This is a genomic window from Westiellopsis prolifica IICB1 (genome assembly GCF_004323185.1).
Lineage (GTDB): Bacteria > Cyanobacteriota > Cyanobacteriia > Cyanobacteriales > Nostocaceae > Pelatocladus > Pelatocladus prolificus_A.
The window spans coordinates 540,162-557,841 of record NZ_NAPS01000001.1 but is presented as its reverse complement, the minus strand read 5'-3'; the positions used below and the strand labels follow the sequence as shown (position 1 = coordinate 557,841).

Here is a 17,680-nt window from a genome sequence, read left to right as displayed (position 1 = left end):
CATCCCCACCTTCCTCCGGATTGTCACCGGCAGTCTCCTTAGAGTGCCCACCCGAAGTGCTGGCAACTAAGTACGAGGGTTGCGCTCGTTGCGGGACTTAACCCAACATCTCACGACACGAGCTGACGACAGCCATGCACCACCTGTGTTCTGGCTCCCGAAGGCACTCTTGAGTTTCCCCAAGATTCCAGACATGTCAAGCCCTGGTAAGGTTCTTCGCGTTGCATCGAATTAAACCACATACTCCACCGCTTGTGCGGGCCCCCGTCAATTCCTTTGAGTTTCACACTTGCGTGCGTACTCCCCAGGCGGGATACTTAACGCGTTAGCTACGGCACTGAGAGGGTCGATACTCTCAACGCCTAGTATCCATCGTTTACGGCTAGGACTACTGGGGTATCTAATCCCATTCGCTCCCCTAGCTTTCGTCCCTCAGTGTCAGTTGCGGCCTAGCAGAGCGCTTTCGCCACCGGTGTTCTTCCTGATCTCTACGCATTTCACCGCTACACCAGGAATTCCCTCTGCCCCGAACGCACTCTAGCTGTGTAGTTTCTACCGCCTTTATTTGGTTAAGCCAAACTCTTTAACAATAGACACACACTGCTACCTACGGACGCTTTACGCCCAATCATTCCGGATAACGCTTGCATCCTCCGTATTACCGCGGCTGCTGGCACGGAGTTAGCCGATGCTGATTCCTCAGGTACCTTCACTTGCTTATTCCCTGAGAAAAGAGGTTTACAACCCAAGAGCCTTCCTCCCTCACGCGGTATTGCTCCGTCAGGCTTTCGCCCATTGCGGAAAATTCCCCACTGCTGCCTCCCGTAGGAGTCTGGACCGTGTCTCAGTTCCAGTGTGGCTGATCATCCTCTCAGACCAGCTACTGATCGTCGCCTTGGTAGTCCCTTACACCACCAACTAGCTAATCAGACGCGAGCTCATCTCCAGGCAGTTAACCTTTCACCTCTCGGCACATCCGGTATTAGCCACCGTTTCCAGTGGTTGTCCCGAACCTAGAGCCAGATTCTCACGCGTTACTCACCCGTCCGCCACTTGCCCCCGAAAGGACTCGTTCGACTTGCATGTGTTAAGCATACCGCCAGCGTTCATCCTGAGCCAGGATCAAACTCTCCGTTTTAGAGTTGCTTTTTGGCCCAAAAATTAATTTCCGTAATTCTTGTTTTGTTTTTCTTATACTTCTGGGTTTGTTAACCCAATAGTCATTTTTTTGACGAGGATTTAGTTTTTTGCTTTCAAACTATTGAGTTTTCAAGGTTCGTAGGGTCTTGCTTTTGCTCGACACTTTATCTAGGTTAGCAAGCTTTTTTGTCTTTGTCAACTAATTCAGAAATCTTTTTTCTGTTTTTTGACTTCTTTGCTTGCCTATTGCCTTTTGGTTTTCGTACTTGACTACTATAGCAGCTTTTTTCTTTTTTGCTTTTACTTTATTTTCTTTTTTTGGCAAAATGCCATTCTCTCCTTACTGTTGGGAGAAAATCTATGCCTAAATCAGCTGTATCACCATGATTGCAAATGTAACAACTACCATAATGCTTGGGGTTGATCGCTCCTAAAGTCATATGTTAGGAGTAAAATAATCAATCTATAATAAGGTGACAAGCACTCAGATATGTAATCTAAGTGAAGTGTTAGACGTACATATCTGTATTAGCTTTTCATTAAAAGCTGTGGGATGAGTCAATTCAGCAGTATACATATCTGCAAATAAGCCCAAAGCCTCATACAACAAAATTCAAACCCTAATTTTCAGATTAAGTCTAGTTATTATTTACGGACTTGGGCGCCAAACCCTGCGCCTTTAAATTGTTTCAGCTTGAGAGGAGTGGGTTGATTTGCTGCTACAGAAATTCTTAATTCAAAATCACTGATCCCTGGTGGGACTTCAGGGATTGAACCAAGACGGGTACGATTTTGCATTACTGGGTTATTATTGGCGTCATAGATGCGTCCAAAAATATCTGCATCATAAACTGTTTTATAGGTTGAATTTTCAGCTTTACCTGTAACCAGAAAACAGTTAGCCGCCATAGTAGTACCACTTGTAACTGCTCCTTTAGCTATTTCTAGTGGACAGTCTTCGTAAGTAATATCAAACAGCCTAATTTGGGTAAGCGCGATCGCAGGAGCAGTAAACACCCACGAGAATACTCCAAGCAGGCAGGAAAAGAAAATAACGGTGAGCGATCGCAAAAGCATAACATACACCTTAATTAATATCGAACTTTCATAGCTAATATAAAACCCAGCTTATCAAATTTGATCAGTATCAATTGTTAGTAGTTGGTAGTGATTGTGAATGGAGCAACAAATCAATAAAACTACCTAAAATATTAAACCTCCTTAATAGAGATTCTACTAAGGAGGTCAAAAGAGGTATAATGATATCACACCCTGGGGTTCCTAAAAATCATCCAAATACTGACTCAGACGGCTAATTACAGGATCAACATCTTGAGGAGGCGGAACATTATAAGAAGTGGCAATAGCATGATTTACTACTTCTGGTACTGATGTTGATGGTAATGGCGACTGTATGGCTTGTGTTTGATTCACCATAATTGCCAGTTGTGCTACCTGTTGACTGAGTTGTGTCAGGTGGCGTTCCATCATCTCTAATCGATGAGATTCTTTGGCAAAAAAACGTTCCTCAAGGTCAGCCAATTGCCTTTGTAGTTCAGCTATTTGCGGTTCTACTCCTTTTGTGGATAGTGTGTGCGGAGTAGGCGGTGGGCTTGGTCTTACTGATTCTGGCACGCATAAAGCTTGCCACAGGGCCTCTTTACAGAGGTCACTGAAAGTCTTGTTAGGATCTTTCTCCAATTGGCTTTCAATAAGCGCTAACAAGCTTTCGTCAGCCACCCCTGGGTTGAACGTAACCGATTTAACCACCTTTTTTGACCATTGGAACATTATTTTTAAGCCCTAGAAGAGCGATTGGCGGATAGTTGTGCCTCTGAATAAATAAACTGACCTAGAGCATTAGCTTGTCGAGATGGTGATGCTAAGTGGGCATTAATTTTTGCTTCTTTTAATAGACGTTGAACGTCCTCCCAGAAGAACTCCCCACCGCCACCAGTGAGAATCACATCAGTGACGCGCTCTGGTAGCCATGCTAACACACGACTGCAAATTTCACGCGAAAACATTTCTATTAAATTGGGGAGAAAGTCATCTAAGTTGGCGGGTTTACCTGCACCTCTAGGACGATAGTAGCGATCGCCTTTGGGACGGTTGACAGCAGCAATTAAAGCTAGAGATTGGCTATCGGCTCCATCAATTTCTGCGGCTACTAGTTCATAAAACTTGCTCATACCAAAGTCTTCACTCTTAGAAGCACCTCTAGCAAAGCGGAAGTTGTCTACCATCAAGCAATCGATGGTTTGATGTCCAATATCTACGATCGCCACTGACACCTTAGTAAAATCTGGCATGGCGGCGGTTTTTTTCGGTTGGGCTTCACACCATAGTAAACTGCCATAACCTTCTGGCATTACCCAAACCTTACCGATATTTAGCGACACATCTTCGCCACGAAACTTCATTGTGTGAGGACCGCTCAATTGACTGATCAATTGAGCTTTTTCCTTTTCAAACTGTTCTTGAGAAAGATAAGGCAAACCCAACACAACAGAAATATCATCTTTCAGCTTGAAATAACCAGCACAAGCCAAGGTTTTGACAAGTGCATCTTCTACCTTGGATTGGCCCACACCTAAATTAGCACCGAAGTCGGCAGCTAGTTGACCTACAGCATATCCACTACCTTGATACTCCAACCACAAATCCATTAAGGGATCTGTTGCGCGAGCTTCAAAGACGCCTCCCCGCACTTGTTCCATTGACATTTCTTTAACGTTAGCAGAGACAAATATGACATTTCCTGGTTCGCGGCTGACACAAGCTTTTGTAGAAGTTCTACCTAAGTCAACACTGAGAATCTTTTTACTTGTGGCGCCGCCAACATTTGGGGTAGGAGTAGCATTGATCGGAGTAGATGCCGATACTCTATTCATTGGTATAGCAGCAGCATTCATCGGGGTGGCTGCGGAAGGTTGGTCTGTCATGAAAGCTCCTAGTACTTACTTATGCTTAAAAAAGTTACCATGCTCATCTTACAAAAATGCGTGTATCAGAAATTTTTGATAGCTTCAACATTTAGCTGGAAACCTGCCAAAAAATACTGAATTAATGAATGTGAGTTAGTTTGCTAAGGCTATGCGGAAGCAAAATCAAATAGCAAATTAAGGTTTTTATCTTCTCCTATGTTTGTGCTTCCGCTTCAATACCAAAACAAGAAATGCTAAAAGTATAACCGCAAGCACAATTTTTGATACAGGAGCAAGGTACTTGTCTACAAGTTCATATTTACTACCCAATATGTATCCTGAGTATGTTAGCAAACCTACCCAAGCAGCGCTACCCACAGTTGTATAAAGTATAAAAGATGGTAAAGGCATATTGCTGAGTCCTGCGGGTACAGAAATCAAGGTACGAATCCCTGGTACTAGACGACCCATCAGAACTGCTTTGTTACCCTGCTGATCAAACCAATGCTTGGATTTACTGATTTCTTTACTACTTATGGTTAGCCATTTACCATATCTATCAGCCCAGACTTTTAAGCGGTTTTCACCAAGAAACTTACCAGGATAGTACCAAATGAGCGCGCCTAACACAGAACCTACTAGTCCGGCAAAAAATACACCAATAATGTTGAGCTTGGCATTTGGTAGGTTTGCTGTATATCCTGCTAGAGGCATAATCAATTCCGAGGGGATCGGGGGAAAAAGATTTTCAAGAAACATTAATAGGGCAATTCCCACATAACCCATAGATTCGATAGTAGTTTTGATCCAATCAGTCATTGAGCTAATTCCTAAAATTGCTATTGAATTCTCTTTGCTAAATTTTGTGTGTTGTTTGTTGTTTGGAACAACCAACCACCAACAACTCACATTAAAAGAGAGGGAAAGAGTAATTTCTTACTTCTCTCCCTCTGTTAAGCTGATGTGCGCTTAGATTAAATATTCTTGCGTTAGGACTGTCCAGGGTCAACAGTCCAAAGTCCAAGCTAGTCTTTGACTCTGGACTGTTGACTTTTGACAACCTGCTCGCAAAATATACAATTTAAATGCATAACAGCTTACTGTTTTACTCTCCTACTCTTGTTAAACGGTGGGTGTTAAAGATTGCACTCTTGATTCAGATTCCCAATCCAATGGGTTCCAAACCCTTTCTTCCATAGCCATCTGCTCAATTAGACTTGCTAATCTTAAAGCTTTGAGTGCTTGTTCACCACCAACGGAAGGTTGATTTCCACCGCGCACACAGTTGACAAAATGTTCCAATTCTGCTCCCAATTTATCAGTGTTGCTAGTATAAACTTTTTCAATTACACCATCTTGCTTGTAAAGGACTGTCCGATAGTCTGTTACAGAGTTAGGTGTAGTATGACGATGAATCAAAATTTCATTCTTGAGAAAATCTGCCTCTGTGTATGAATTTTTACAATGAGCGACAATACTGCGGATTTTGCGGTGAGTGACTTTGCTAGCAGTTAAGGTGGCAACAATGCCATTGGCAAATCCCAAGGTCGCAGTCACATAATCCAAATAACCAGAGTCTAAGGTATGATTCCCACTAGCCGTTAACTTCACCACTGGTGAGGCGGCTAATTCTAATAGTAAGTCAATATCATGGATCATTAAGTCCAAAACAACTGAGACGTCATTGGCACGATTTGAGTATGGACTCATACGATGAGCTTCTAACGCCAGCACTTCTTCAGTTTTTAATACTTTGCTTAATTCTTGAAAGGCTGGACTGAAGCGCTCAATGTGGCCTACTTGGAGAATACAACCAGATTCAGCTGCGGCATTAACTAGCGATTCTGCTTCAGAAATACTGGCTGCAATCGGTTTTTCTACCAGGACGTGGATTCCTGCCAAAAGACAAGAAATTCCTACAGCGTAATGTAGGCGCGTGGGAACAGCAATGCAAACCGCTTCCACATGGGGGAGCAGATCACAGTAATCTTCAAAAAAACGCACCTTGTATCTACTGGCGGTTTCTAATCCTCGCTCGACATTTATATCTGCAACTCCAACCAGTTCAACGTCTTTCATGGAACTTAGGACACGGGCATGATGTTGTCCCATATTACCCACTCCAATTACGCCTATGCGAATCGGGTGAGGTTGGGTACGGTGTCCGTGTCCGTTTTGTTCTCCTGCTGACATACTGCTATCTTGCACTCTCATTCTCTCCTCAACCACCAATTTAGAGACGCTATGATAATCGTCGGCTTTGATACTTAAACTGCCACTGATTAGTCGTCTAAAACCATCCAGATGGTAACATAGAGGTTCTATTTATGAAGAATTTCAAAGTTTGTTATGAGTTCCCACCATCTGGGTATGTTTTTTATACTCAGTAGAGTTTGATATTTATTTCTAAACTTTACAAATAAATAAACTAGTACTCTTTTTGACCTTAAAAAACAAGTATGGTAATAGCATATGTTTGTTATTGAGACTCAAAAATCAATTTGCGGTATAATTATCTAATTATTCCAACTAAAAATAAATAATTTTTTGTCAGGTAAGTTACTAACTATAGAGAGATTTTGATTTAGAAAGGCTTTATTGTAATAGCATTTATCTGCGTTAAAATCAGCAATTATTCTTGTCTGTTAACTAGAGATGGATTTAAGAAGGTAAGAGCGTGTCATAAGTTTAGGTTTTTTGAGCTTTGGCCAGAAAATGCTGCTTTTAGGGTGTAAGGGTTCAAGGGTGTAAGATAAACCAATTTATCTATACCCCTACACCTCAATATCCTGATTATCTTACACTCCTAGCCTTTATGCCCCAACACTCAAGCGTGAATATGAAAGCTGTAATTTTATTGTCTGGTGGATTAGACTCTTCAACTGTTCTCTATCAAGCACTGGCTGATGGTTATGAGTGTTACACTATTTCCTTTGACTACCAACAACGGCATCGAAGAGAATTGGACTCAGCATTAGCGATCGCACAAAAAGCAGGTGTCGTCCAAAATCAAATTGTAACTTTTGACTTACGGCAATGGGGTGGTTCGGCACTTACAGACGACACTATTGATTTACCCAAAAAGCGTTCTTTGGAAGAAATGTCGCAAAATATTCCTGTTACCTACGTACCTGCACGGAATACAATTTTTTTGAGCTTTGCTCTTGCCTACGCTGAAACTATCGCCGCCGAACGTGTCTACATTGGCGTCAATGCCTTAGATTACTCTGGATATCCTGATTGTCGTCCTGATTATATCCAAGCAATGCAGGAAGTCTTTCGTTTAGGGACAAAACAAGGACGCGAAGGTAAGCCGATCACCATTGTTGCACCTCTGCTTGAGCTAAAAAAAACTGATATTATCGAATTAGGGAATAAATTGGGAGTTCCTTGGGAACTTACTTGGTCTTGCTACGCTGGTGGTGAAGTAGCATGTGGTGTCTGCGATTCTTGCCGTTTGCGTCTTGCTGCTTTTGCTAAATTAGGACTAACAGATCCGTTGAATTATGCTTCGCTTTGTTGATACAGTTTTGGAAGACAGGGAGAATTGATCAAAAATTTCCCCCTTGTTTCCCTTCAATTATTCTCATGTTTGTGCGCCCTCTTCAAAGCGTCTTACTTGAATTTGATGCAAGCGTGGTCCATCAACTGATATGACAGTTAATTCCAAATTTTGGTAACGGAGAGTTTCACCCAACGCAGGAATTTTTTGCAATTGGTATAGCATAAGGCCTGCAAGTGTTTGGTATTCTCTTCGCAAAGGTAAATTGAGATGTAACACGTCGTTCAACTCTTCTAAATTAATTTGCGCTTGTACTAAGAATGTCTGGTCATCAACAAATTCAATTAGCAATTCATCGTGATTTTCTACAATACCGATATCACCAATAATTTGGGCAATTACATCTTCAATAGTGACAAGTCCAACGGTTCCGCCAAATTCATCCACTACTATTACCATTCCCAGCTTTTCTTGCTGCATCATCGGTAATAATTCACCTAATGGAGTGTTTTCTGGTACAAATCTCACCGGACGTATCAAAGATTGAATTTGTGTTTCTAAAACTAATTTGCTTACAACTAAGGGTTTTGCTAAGTCTTGGAAATAAACAACACCAATAATATCTTCTAGAGATTCTCCAATGATTGGGAAATAAGAGTAACCTGTAGCTGCCATTTGTTCAAGAAAAGTCTGCAAAGTCGCATTCTGAGGTAAAGCTACTATATTGTTACGAGGAACCATAACTGCTTGTGCTGTTACTTCTCCAAACTCAAAAACATTTTTGAGGAGTTCTCGTTCTCCCGCTTCTAATCCAGAAGATTCACGTTCTGTAGAGATAATTAACTGTAATTCTTCAGGAGTAACAGGGGGTCTCCAACTTTGACCAGTATATTGGATGCCAAATAATCGCAACAAACAGCGAGTTGATTGGTTGAGAATCCAAATAAACGGATTAAAAAACCGCACGATAGCTTTCACAGAAGGCCCTAAAAATCGTGCTAGCTCTTCTGAGTACAGCATAGCTACTGATTTGGGACACAGTTCGCCCAAAACTATTTGCAAATAGGCAATAAAAAAAAAGGCGATCGGGATTGATAATGAATGAGCGATCGCAATATTCATTCCTCCAGGAAGAGGCCATGATTGTAGCCATGATTTGACTATAACAACAATCGTGCTTTCTCCAATCCACCCCAGCGCCAAACTTGAGAGAGTGATCCCTAGCTGAGTTGTAGACAGCAATAGATCTATACTGCGCTGTAGAACTTCCACGGATAATGCTTGTATATCACCAGCTTGTACTAACTGATGAATACGCGATCGCCGTACTGTTACCATTGAGAATTCTGCTGTTACAAAAAAAGCGTTGATGGCAATCAGCAGCAGCACTGACAACACTCGCAGCCATACATCAGTCCAATTCAAGCTAGGAAAACCTATCACTGCAAAGCCCGTGTAAAATGCACACCCAAGTTTGGGGTTGGGGATTGGGGATCAGGGATTGGGGATCGGGGATCGCTTAAGGTGGGGTCCCCTCTGGGGAACTCACCTTAAGCGATCCCCCAAGAGAGTGGGGATTAGGGGCGAAGGGGTAACGGGGATTGGCAAGAGATTTGTTAAATAATTCTCCCTTGTCTCCCTTGTCTCCCTTGTCCCCGATCCCTGATCCCCAATCCCCAATCCCTGATCCCCGATTCCCGATCTCCTACTACCTTCCTACAGGAATATCTGACACTTCCAACTTCAATTGTTGAGCTGGATAATCTGTTAGAGAAAGTGAAATGCTTTTGACATCATCAAGTAAAGCTGTGGGAATGCTAACAGTACCAGTATATGTCGGGCTGTTGTTCGGTAATTCTGAGGGTAAACCATCTGTACTAGCACTCAGGGTTCGTCCTTTATCATCTGAGACATCTAAAAAACTGTAGAGGAAGCGTACAGAATCTTTACTTTTGTTCTGCATTTTAACGCGCAGTTGTAATGCACCGCCAGAATAACGAGCTGATTGTACCGAAAGATTGACGCCTTCACTTTCAGCAGAAACTGGAAATCCTGGCTGGGGTTTTTCTTCAACTTCTGGCTGGGGTTTGTCCTGTGGATTCTGTTTGTTAGTAACAGTCTCCTCTTCTTCTTCTTGTTCTGATTTAGGGGTCTTGGCTTTACCCTCTATTCTTGCTTTTACAGTTTTAAGAATTTCTTCTTCTTTTAAAAGCACCAGTCCCCCATGCTGGGAGTTACCGGTTTTAGCACTGGCAAACTTCGTAGTGGGGCGAGAATCTGGTGCGGTTATACCTTTGAGTGCTTTACTACCAATATCAAATCCTAAAAAAGCACTTACAGAGCCAGCTCCCAACATCAGAGCTAATAAAGTTAAAGTTAGAACTACAGTTGAATTTAGTTTCATTGCTAGCAAGCTATGGCAGAAAAATATTGGATTGTTTTAAACTATGTTTTTCAGGGACTTAATTAATATTAGTCTGCACTATAGCAAGATCAAATTATCTGGGGTTAAAACCTAAAAAGTAAGTTGCGATCGCACGCAATTAATAAAACTATGCTATAATCTATCAGACACGACCAGGGTTGGCCGAGCGGTTGAGGCAGCGAACTCATAATTCGCCTTAGGCAGGTTCAACTCCTGCACCCTGGACTTCAGTTTTGTCCAAAGTCCAATCCCTTGAATGTCCCGCTTCAACATTGGTGTGCTTCCGTGTATTACACCGTAAGTTTAACCCTAAATTGGTGAAGGGTAGAATGTAACTTGTGTATTACACTAAAACCACGTTTACGACCAATACCTACCATGTATTACACACAAATACCTGATTTCCCTTATTCCATATAATACACGGTAACCCTCGGCTTCTTTCCCCAAGTATTACACGGATTCTGTTTTAGTCGATCCACAATCGCATTGAAACCTTACCCTGTCAGGCATTAATTCCTCTCTCCCTTTTAAAACGAGCGAATGTACAGTACGCTATATTTACCCCCTCTTGGCTACCCAACGTAAATTCATAGAACAAAGGTTTTATTTATGTCACGTGCAAAACTTCTGGGTACTCTAATCGTTGTCGGTCTCGGTGCAGTTATGACCGTGAAGAAAGCGCTTACGCCAAAACAGGAAGAGATGCTATTGAAAGAAGTTGAAAGTTTAGAAAGCGTGCTAAACGATGCAGAAATAAAATGCCAAAATGTCTTATCAGCAATGGAGATAATTGGTTCAGGTTTAGCAAATAGCGAAAAGAACAAGCTTACTCGTGAGCGTAAAGCGTTGCAGACTTCTTTAAAACAAGTTTCGTCTCGCTCAGATTCGCTTGATCATTTGTGGCAAAAACTTGAAAAAAATTGGTCAAAAAAGAATGAACAGCAAAAGAATGTAGATCTTTTAAGTATAGCAATTGAGCGATTAACTAAGGTGATCAGCAAGTATACTCAATTGGCAGCGGCTTTAAAAATTTCCTTAAAAAGAGGCGAAGAAGTAATCGAAAAATTACAGTCTGCGGAGGACTTCTTTGAGCAAAGATTTAACATTCCTAAAGACATAAGTTTTGACAACAACAACTTAAGGGAACTCAAAACATTAACTAACGACTTAATAACTAAATTGGAGGTTTCTCGTAGTCAAAAGCTTGCAGAATTTCACCATTCCCTAAGAGATGATTCGCAAACAAAAGCTTAAGAAACCATCCTCCTTCCCCCCTCTATTTGATTATCATTATCAAAAAAGTTTTTAATAGCTAATATAAGATGTCCAATGGGGGTTGAGCCAAGATATGTGTAATTTTGAGCAAAATGGTCTGGAAAAGGTTGTTAAATAAGGCTTTTAGCGTTTTTAATAGTTCCACCCTTTCAAAGAACATAAATATTGGCAGGAAACAATCATGGTTCAAGAATATCTCACATTTTCTGACCTATCTGGACTTAACTCAAGCCCAGATAGTGTAAGGTCGAAATTTAAAGAAATTTATGGTACGAGACCAGATGGTATTGCACTCAATGATCAAATTTACTATAACGCAGTTAAACCCCCAATTACGCAACAATATTCTCACTATTGCTATAAAAGGCTTGGACAACATAAATTCACCCAAAGGACTTCTGATCCTGAAAAACAGGTAATTATTGGGAGCAATACTGCCAGAAACAACAGTAACTCATGGTCACAGATAAACTTGACTGTGAACGGAACATGGACTGAGGAAACAGCGTGGTCATCATCAATCACAACTGGTATGTCTTTCTCTCAAGAATTTAACATTCAAGGAGTATTCAAAATAGGAATATCATTTTCCATATCTGCTACGACGGGAAAATCCGGTTCATCATCTGTTTCAAAATCTTCATCAGCCAGTGTTACTGTAAAAGTTCCACCAAAATCACTGATGCAAGTAAACATGATAGCAACTATAAAAAAAGAGACGTTGCACTTTAAAGTACCCATTAGTGTCGAGGGAAAGTTTGGTGCCAATTTCCCCCATCCTGTTCAAGGACACTACTTCTGGTTTAGGTCTGCGTCAGAAATTCTTCCGACCACCTCTGGTGAAATATCAGGCAAAATTGAAGGAGTAACTGCATTTAATGTCAGTACACTTATTGGTAAACCAATGCCACTAAGTTAGCCAAAGGGAAAAACAGTGCCTACTGGTACTATAAATTACAAGCTTCTGAAGCGATTTTCCCTACTAAAACTAAGGGGAAGTACACTAAATACAAGCATCTTGGAAAAGCTGGTAGTAAAGCCTACTTAATGGCAGTTGAACAAGTAGTTACCAGAGCTAAGATTGAAGGACTGCAACGAGCGATAGATACTTTACTTCAAGGTTCAGCAGATTTAATCGAAGAAGCCGAAAAATATAAGTAGGATGGATAGTTAATCTAGTTCGCGTATGTTATACGCGAACTAGACTTTTTGTCCAAAGTCCAAAATCTTAACGACGGGGCATTTGTTCAAATCGAAACTCTGTGCCAACCTTAAGCTTGTTAGCATTCAAACCTGGAGACATTAACAGCGAAGTGTTGTAAGGATTGGGTAAATCGGGACTACGAAGATAAGGATCATTACTAACCTGTTGGTGGAGAATGTCTTGATAAAGAATATGAACTAACTCACTATCTCTAGCTATTTGATTTTCCGGAAAAGTATTACGGGAAAAAGTTTTTCGGGAAAATGAACCAAGACCAAAAATATCGTTTACGTCGCTTTGACTAGTGATACTACCAAAGAAATCAGGAGAATTTTTAAAGTAAGCTTGTTCAAAAGCTTCATTTGGTGTTACATAGTCATTACTCAAGGTTTGTGCTTGATCTTGAGCTAAAGTTGGAATTGCGATCGCAGTAGTCAAAACTACCAACAATCCACCCAGAACTCTGAATTTTAAAGCCATTTAGATTTTTCCTCTATCTTTGTGCAAATCTTCATTTATCCTTAGTTGAGAACTTCTAGTAGCGACTGTTAGTGACCATTAGCCTGTACAGTTGTTAATGGTCAACAAACAACAACCAATCACTCACAAATTTAATGGTTGTATTTTTTACCTTGATTTACTGAGAAGCTCAACCATTGGTTTAGCACAAATTTTATTCTTTTGTAATGACTTATCAAGCTCAAACCCCTATCCCGTCTGACATCTGGGCAGTTAATAGTGATTTGCCAAGCCTACGTGACAAATTACTAGATTTATTTTGCCAGCTCGCATATCAAGAAGGCGATTTTGTTCTATCTTCTGGACAACGTAGTTCTTATTACATCAACGGTAAACAAGTTACACTCGATCCCCAAGGTGCTTTAGCGATTGGTCGTATTCTGTTATCCCAACTACCACAAAATACTCAAGCGGTAGCTGGGTTGACATTAGGTGCAGATCCGATTGTGAGTGCGGTGAGTGTGGTTTCTGCCTATGAGCATCGTCCCATACCAGCGCTAATTATTCGCAAAGAAGCTAAAGGTCACGGAACAAAGGCGTACATAGAAGGGCCTAATTTGCCGACAGGTGCAAATGTAGTCGTTTTAGAAGATGTTGTCACCACTGGACAATCTGCGATGAAAGCAGTTGAACGTCTTAGAGCAGCAGATTATACTGTTGATAAAGTAATTTCACTTATAGATCGCCAGCAGGGTGGAGCAGAGTTTTATCAGTCAGTTGGTTTAAATTTTCAGGCAGTGTTTACGATTGAAGATATTCAGGAAAGATATCGGAAATTGAGGAATTAGTTATTTGTCATTTGTCCTTTGTCCTTTGTCATTGGTAAGGTTAAACTTTAAAATTTGGAAGTTTCTAAACATTGACTAATAGTGGCTACTACAGATTGGGAGAGTGCTGACAAATCGTAGCCACCTTCTAACCCAAATAAAATTCTGCGAGTGATCCCCAAACAATAATTGGTAAACACACCGTAGTCTTGGGGTTGGAGATTAATCATTGCTAGTGGATCGGCAGCATTAGCATCATAACCAGCACTAACTATTAATAAATCTGGTTTAAAGTCTGACAGAAAGGGTATAACTTTTTTTTCAAAAACAGGTTGATATACTCCAATATCGTTACCAGGTGGTATCGGTAAATTGAGAACATTGCTATGAAAACCTTTTTCTGTGGCTTTACCAGTTCCTGGATAACAAGGGTATTGATGGAGTGAACAATAAGCGATTTGGGGGTTAGTTTCCACAATTGCTTGGGTGCCATTACCATGATGCACATCCCAATCTAAAATGGCGACGCGGTTAATATCTGGTTTTTTCAAAGCATAGAAAGCAGCGATCGCAGCATTAGCAAATAAACAAAACCCCATACCATATTCTCTTTCAGCATGGTGTCCTGGTGGACGTGCCAACACAAAAACGGGTTCACCAGTTTCTCGGACGATATCTACTCCATCCAGCCAAGCACTCACTGCTAATAATGCCACATCATAACTACGGGGAGACACTGCTGTATCTGTATCCAAGTAACCACCGCCATTAGAGGCTATTTCTTGGACTGTTTTAATATAACTTTGGCTGTGTGCCTCCTCGATGAGCGAGATTAAAGAACGATCTACTGCTGGTGTAGGCGATCGCCATTCAATTTGAGAAGCAAAGGTTGCAGCTTTTAAAGCGCTAGTAATAGCACTTAAGCGTTCTGGTTTTTCAGGATGGAGATATCCGGTTTTGTGGTCCAGAAATTCGTCCGAATAGATAATTGGCAACATAGTCCAAGCAAAATAGGCATCATGGATACTGATAAAAATTGTATCCTTCCTAGTCTTTTGTGAAACCAATTATTTCATCACTTGGTTCATCAAGCATTTCTGGTACTACTGCTTGGTTATTCTTGAGTTCATCCGGAGGTAACTCCCGCAAAACATCATCCATTTTGGGGGGATGTTTGATTTTGTCGCGCACCTCTGGACTTAGTTGTGTTTCGTCTCCAGCAGGACTTGATGTTTTCGCTTGTCCAGGAATATCTGCTTTACTCGTAGAATTAAGTTTTTTATCATCCATCAATATTTTGCCCAAACTTTATATCCCAAGCATCTTAATCTCTACTGAGATGATATCTACACTATCTTGAGTCTTAAATTACTTTTATCGATAGAGTTAAATCGTGAAAGCTGCTTTTTTCTCTCTGTTTCCTCTGTACTTCTATGGGTTACAAGTAATTTATGACACTATTTTACCAACAGAGAAAATAGAGTAAAGATAGTTAAATTTTCTTCACTAAGTAGATGACAATTTTCACAAAAAGCGTCAGAATTTCCTATCTCGTTTTTCACTACGGTAACTAATACAGTGCAACCAAAGCAGCGTCAAAGATTAGATCAAACTCAACGTTGGACATTTTCGCAACTATTCGGACTAACAAGGCGTAATCCTTTCATGATTTCCCGTTGGGTTTTGCGTTGGGTATTGGTAGGGATTGCTGGTGGCTTATTTGCTGCTTTGTATTGGAATATCCTAGAACTATTAACTCACGCACTACAAAAATTACCTGGTTGGGGTGTGTTGCTAGTAATGCCATTAGCAGGTTTAATAGTCGGTTTAGTAATTCATTGTCTTGGTAAGCCTGGAGAAATCGGTGTTATTATCGACAACATTCATTTTCGCAGTGGACGTTTGGATGCTGCCAAAAATCCTGCGATGATTCTTGCTTCTTTAGTTGGAATCTCAGCAGGTGGTAGTGCTGGTCCAGAAGCACCACTAGTACAGGTGACAGGTTCCTTTGGGACTTGGGTTAGCGATCGCCTTCAACTTCAAGGTGAAGATGTACGCAATATGAGTCTAGCGGGAATGGCAGCAGGTTTTACAGCTTTATTTGGCGCACCTCTTGGTGGTGCGGTGTTTGCTTTAGAGATACTGCATCATCAGTATGTAGTGGAGTACTATCAAGCACTAATGCCAGCTATTGTTTCTAGTTGTGCTAGTTACCTAGTGTTTGCGCTAATTACGCGTTTAGGAATTGCACCGATTTGGTATTTACCCCAATACAGTTTAGAAAGCATTAGTGATGTTTTGTTTGCTATCCTCTTAGGAATGATCGGAGCTTTAGCAGGATGGATATTTATAGGAATTTTTCACGGATGCGATCGCTTATTTGCCCGTATTCCCGGTCCGATTTATCTTCGCACAACCTTAACGGGACTGGGATTGGGAATTTTAGCATACTCATTACCGCTAACTCGTTATTTTGGACATGATCAGTTAGCAGTCATCGCCACTACTAGCTTTTCTGGCGTTTTGCTGTTGGGTTTAGCCTTGGGTAAAATGGCTGCTATTGGCATGACAGTTACAGGTGGATGGCCTGGTGGATTTATTATTCCTCTGTTTTTTATTGGTGCTTGTCTTGGTAAAGCAATAGCAGTTTTTGTTCCTGGAATTAATCCTTCTTTATCAATGATTTGTGTAATGGCTGCTATTAACGCCGCAGTCACACGTACACCAATCAGCACAACTTTATTACTGTCAAAACTGACTAATTTTGCTCCTTTAACACCAATTCTATTTGCAAGTTTAATCGGCTTCTTTTTTGCTCCGAAAGTTCCTTTGATTACATCTCAAATTAAGTCCAAGCAGGATGCTTCGTAAACTTATAATGACACCCGTAACAAGTACGAGCGAACGGCCATTCGCTCCAACTTTATTTATACCGACCGACTTACTAAGCTCTAATCTAATACTTTGTAAATTTAATTTAGTATCAAGGTAAATTTCTGGTATAGTCTGTTATTTGATTGTTGAGTAAAACTTTTCCAGATGAAGAATCGCACTATTTATCAGCCACCTGTAGAAAAACTACTAACTTTGGGTGATTGCCATAAAATTACAAATGAGTATAACTATACCGCAGAATTAGGTTTAGATACAGAACATATCCCTGACTTAATCAGGATGGCAGTTGATCAAAGATTGAATAGTGCAGATTCTGGAAGTTTAGAGTTTTGGGGACCAATCCACGCATGGCGTGCGTTAGGACAATTAGGCGCAGAATTAGCAATAGAACCATTGATACAACTGTTTCATGAACTAGAAGATAGCGACTGGGTCAATGAAGAAATGCCTAAAGTGTATGGTATGTTTGGTGAAGTTGCTATTCCCACATTACAAGCTTATTTAGCTGATGAATCCCACGGAATTTTTCCGCGCGTTACTGCTATCCATAGTTTAGAAGAAATCTGCAAGCAGCATCACCATGCATATCAAAAATGTGTTGGTGTACTGACTCAACAATTGAAATTATTTGCTCAAAATCCTCAAGAACTTAATGGTTTTCTTGTTGCTTCGTTAATGGAATTAAAAGCAACAGAATCAGCAACAGTAATTAAAAGTGCTTTTTTAGGAAAAAGTGTACCTGATGAGATAACAGGTACTTGGGAAGATGTTTGTAAAATTTTAGGTATCAATTCGGATGAAATAGTTCTATTTCCAGATATCAATTTAGATGAAGTATCCCAAATAGATAATACTTCTGTTGATGATGTCACGCAAACAGAAAATATTTCTCAAACCCAAGATATTGTTGCTAGGGAAGAATTACTAATTGAGGACACTTCTGTTGATGATGTCACACAAACAGAAAATATTTCTCAAACCCAAGATATTGTTGCTAAAGAAGAATTACTAATTGAGGATACT

Annotated in this window: 16 protein-coding genes, 1 tRNA gene and 2 other annotated features; of the genes, 7 read left to right on the top strand and 10 right to left on the bottom strand. The window is 40.7% G+C overall.

The features are described 5' to 3' along the window. Positions 1 to 235 (bottom strand) — a sequence feature (16S ribosomal RNA rRNA prediction is too short). 72 nt (positions 236 to 307) lie between these two features. Continuing rightward, positions 308 to 1,130 (bottom strand) — a sequence feature (16S ribosomal RNA rRNA prediction is too short). A 655-nt stretch (positions 1,131 to 1,785) separates the two neighbouring features. The 5 genes from B4U84_RS02380 to B4U84_RS02360 all read right to left on the bottom strand — a co-directional run bounded on the left by B4U84_RS02380 (position 1,786) and on the right by B4U84_RS02360 (position 6,281). Then, a complete protein-coding gene (locus B4U84_RS02380; RefSeq protein ID WP_026082052.1) occupies positions 1,786 to 2,217 on the bottom strand; it encodes a hypothetical protein in 432 nt (143 codons plus the stop codon). A gap of 204 nt (positions 2,218 to 2,421) precedes the next feature. Continuing rightward, on the bottom strand, positions 2,422 to 2,931 hold the full coding sequence (fcmC, locus tag B4U84_RS02375; protein ID WP_207390891.1) for a filament morphology membrane protein FcmC: 510 nt from the start codon (positions 2,929 to 2,931) through the stop codon (positions 2,422 to 2,424). Positions 2,932 to 2,936: 5 nt separating this feature from the next. Continuing rightward, a complete protein-coding gene (gene fcmB, locus B4U84_RS02370; RefSeq protein WP_017312203.1) occupies positions 2,937 to 4,085 on the bottom strand; it encodes a filament morphology actin-like protein FcmB in 1,149 nt (382 codons plus the stop codon). Between the two features lie 186 nt (positions 4,086 to 4,271). Further along, positions 4,272 to 4,886, bottom strand: coding sequence for a DedA family protein (locus B4U84_RS02365; RefSeq protein WP_026082054.1), 615 nt, complete (start codon positions 4,884 to 4,886; stop codon positions 4,272 to 4,274). Positions 4,887 to 5,189: 303 nt separating this feature from the next. Next, positions 5,190 to 6,281: a Gfo/Idh/MocA family protein gene (locus tag B4U84_RS02360; protein WP_017312205.1), complete on the bottom strand. Its 1,092-nt coding sequence runs from the start codon at positions 6,279 to 6,281 to the stop codon at positions 5,190 to 5,192. Between the two features lie 625 nt (positions 6,282 to 6,906). Between B4U84_RS02360 and queC the strand changes: the two genes are divergently transcribed. After that, positions 6,907 to 7,590: a 7-cyano-7-deazaguanine synthase QueC gene (gene queC, locus B4U84_RS02355; protein WP_017312206.1), complete on the top strand. Its 684-nt coding sequence runs from the start codon at positions 6,907 to 6,909 to the stop codon at positions 7,588 to 7,590. Between the two features lie 63 nt (positions 7,591 to 7,653). On the opposite strand, the gene B4U84_RS02350 is transcribed toward queC, so the two are convergent. Further along, positions 7,654 to 9,012, bottom strand: a complete 1,359-nt coding sequence (locus B4U84_RS02350) for a hemolysin family protein (protein ID WP_017312207.1) — start codon at positions 9,010 to 9,012, stop codon at positions 7,654 to 7,656. Positions 9,013 to 9,277: 265 nt separating this feature from the next. Continuing rightward, positions 9,278 to 9,973 carry a hypothetical protein gene (locus tag B4U84_RS02335; RefSeq protein WP_017312208.1) on the bottom strand — a complete coding sequence of 232 codons (696 nt, stop codon included), beginning with the start codon at positions 9,971 to 9,973 and terminating at the stop codon, positions 9,278 to 9,280. 173 nt (positions 9,974 to 10,146) lie between these two features. On the opposite strand from B4U84_RS02335, the gene B4U84_RS02330 reads away from it, so the two are divergent. The 3 genes from B4U84_RS02330 (at position 10,147) to B4U84_RS02320 (ending at position 12,191) form a co-directional block, all read left to right on the top strand. Next, positions 10,147 to 10,219, top strand: a tRNA-Ile gene (locus tag B4U84_RS02330). A gap of 387 nt (positions 10,220 to 10,606) precedes the next feature. Next, the gene (locus B4U84_RS02325) at positions 10,607 to 11,251 is read left to right on the top strand and encodes a hypothetical protein (protein WP_131115332.1); all 645 of its coding nucleotides are present in this window, start codon (positions 10,607 to 10,609) and stop codon (positions 11,249 to 11,251) included. Between the two features lie 202 nt (positions 11,252 to 11,453). Next, entirely contained in the window at positions 11,454 to 12,191 is a 738-nt protein-coding gene (locus B4U84_RS02320) for a hypothetical protein (protein ID WP_131115330.1), read from the top strand. A gap of 309 nt (positions 12,192 to 12,500) precedes the next feature. Here B4U84_RS02320 and B4U84_RS02310 read toward each other — a convergent pair whose 3' ends face one another. Then, complete coding sequence (locus B4U84_RS02310; RefSeq protein WP_017312209.1) at positions 12,501 to 12,956, bottom strand: hypothetical protein; 456 nt, start codon at positions 12,954 to 12,956, stop codon at positions 12,501 to 12,503. 206 nt (positions 12,957 to 13,162) lie between these two features. On the opposite strand from B4U84_RS02310, the gene pyrE reads away from it, so the two are divergent. Further along, complete coding sequence (gene pyrE, locus B4U84_RS02305) at positions 13,163 to 13,783, top strand: orotate phosphoribosyltransferase (protein WP_131115328.1); 621 nt, start codon at positions 13,163 to 13,165, stop codon at positions 13,781 to 13,783. A gap of 47 nt (positions 13,784 to 13,830) precedes the next feature. On the opposite strand, the gene B4U84_RS02300 is transcribed toward pyrE, so the two are convergent. Together B4U84_RS02300 and B4U84_RS02295 are read right to left on the bottom strand one after the other, a co-directional pair. After that, a complete protein-coding gene (locus B4U84_RS02300) occupies positions 13,831 to 14,760 on the bottom strand; it encodes a histone deacetylase family protein (protein ID WP_131115326.1) in 930 nt (309 codons plus the stop codon). Between the two features lie 49 nt (positions 14,761 to 14,809). Continuing rightward, positions 14,810 to 15,052, bottom strand: coding sequence for a hypothetical protein (locus B4U84_RS02295; protein ID WP_017312212.1), 243 nt, complete (start codon positions 15,050 to 15,052; stop codon positions 14,810 to 14,812). A 288-nt stretch (positions 15,053 to 15,340) separates the two neighbouring features. Between B4U84_RS02295 and B4U84_RS02290 the strand changes: the two genes are divergently transcribed. Both B4U84_RS02290 and B4U84_RS02285 read left to right on the top strand, forming a co-directional pair. Beyond that, a complete protein-coding gene (locus tag B4U84_RS02290) occupies positions 15,341 to 16,633 on the top strand; it encodes a chloride channel protein (RefSeq protein WP_131115324.1) in 1,293 nt (430 codons plus the stop codon). A 168-nt stretch (positions 16,634 to 16,801) separates the two neighbouring features. Continuing rightward, on the top strand, positions 16,802 to 17,680 hold an 879-nt coding region (locus tag B4U84_RS02285; protein ID WP_131118667.1), incomplete at its 3' end, for a HEAT repeat domain-containing protein.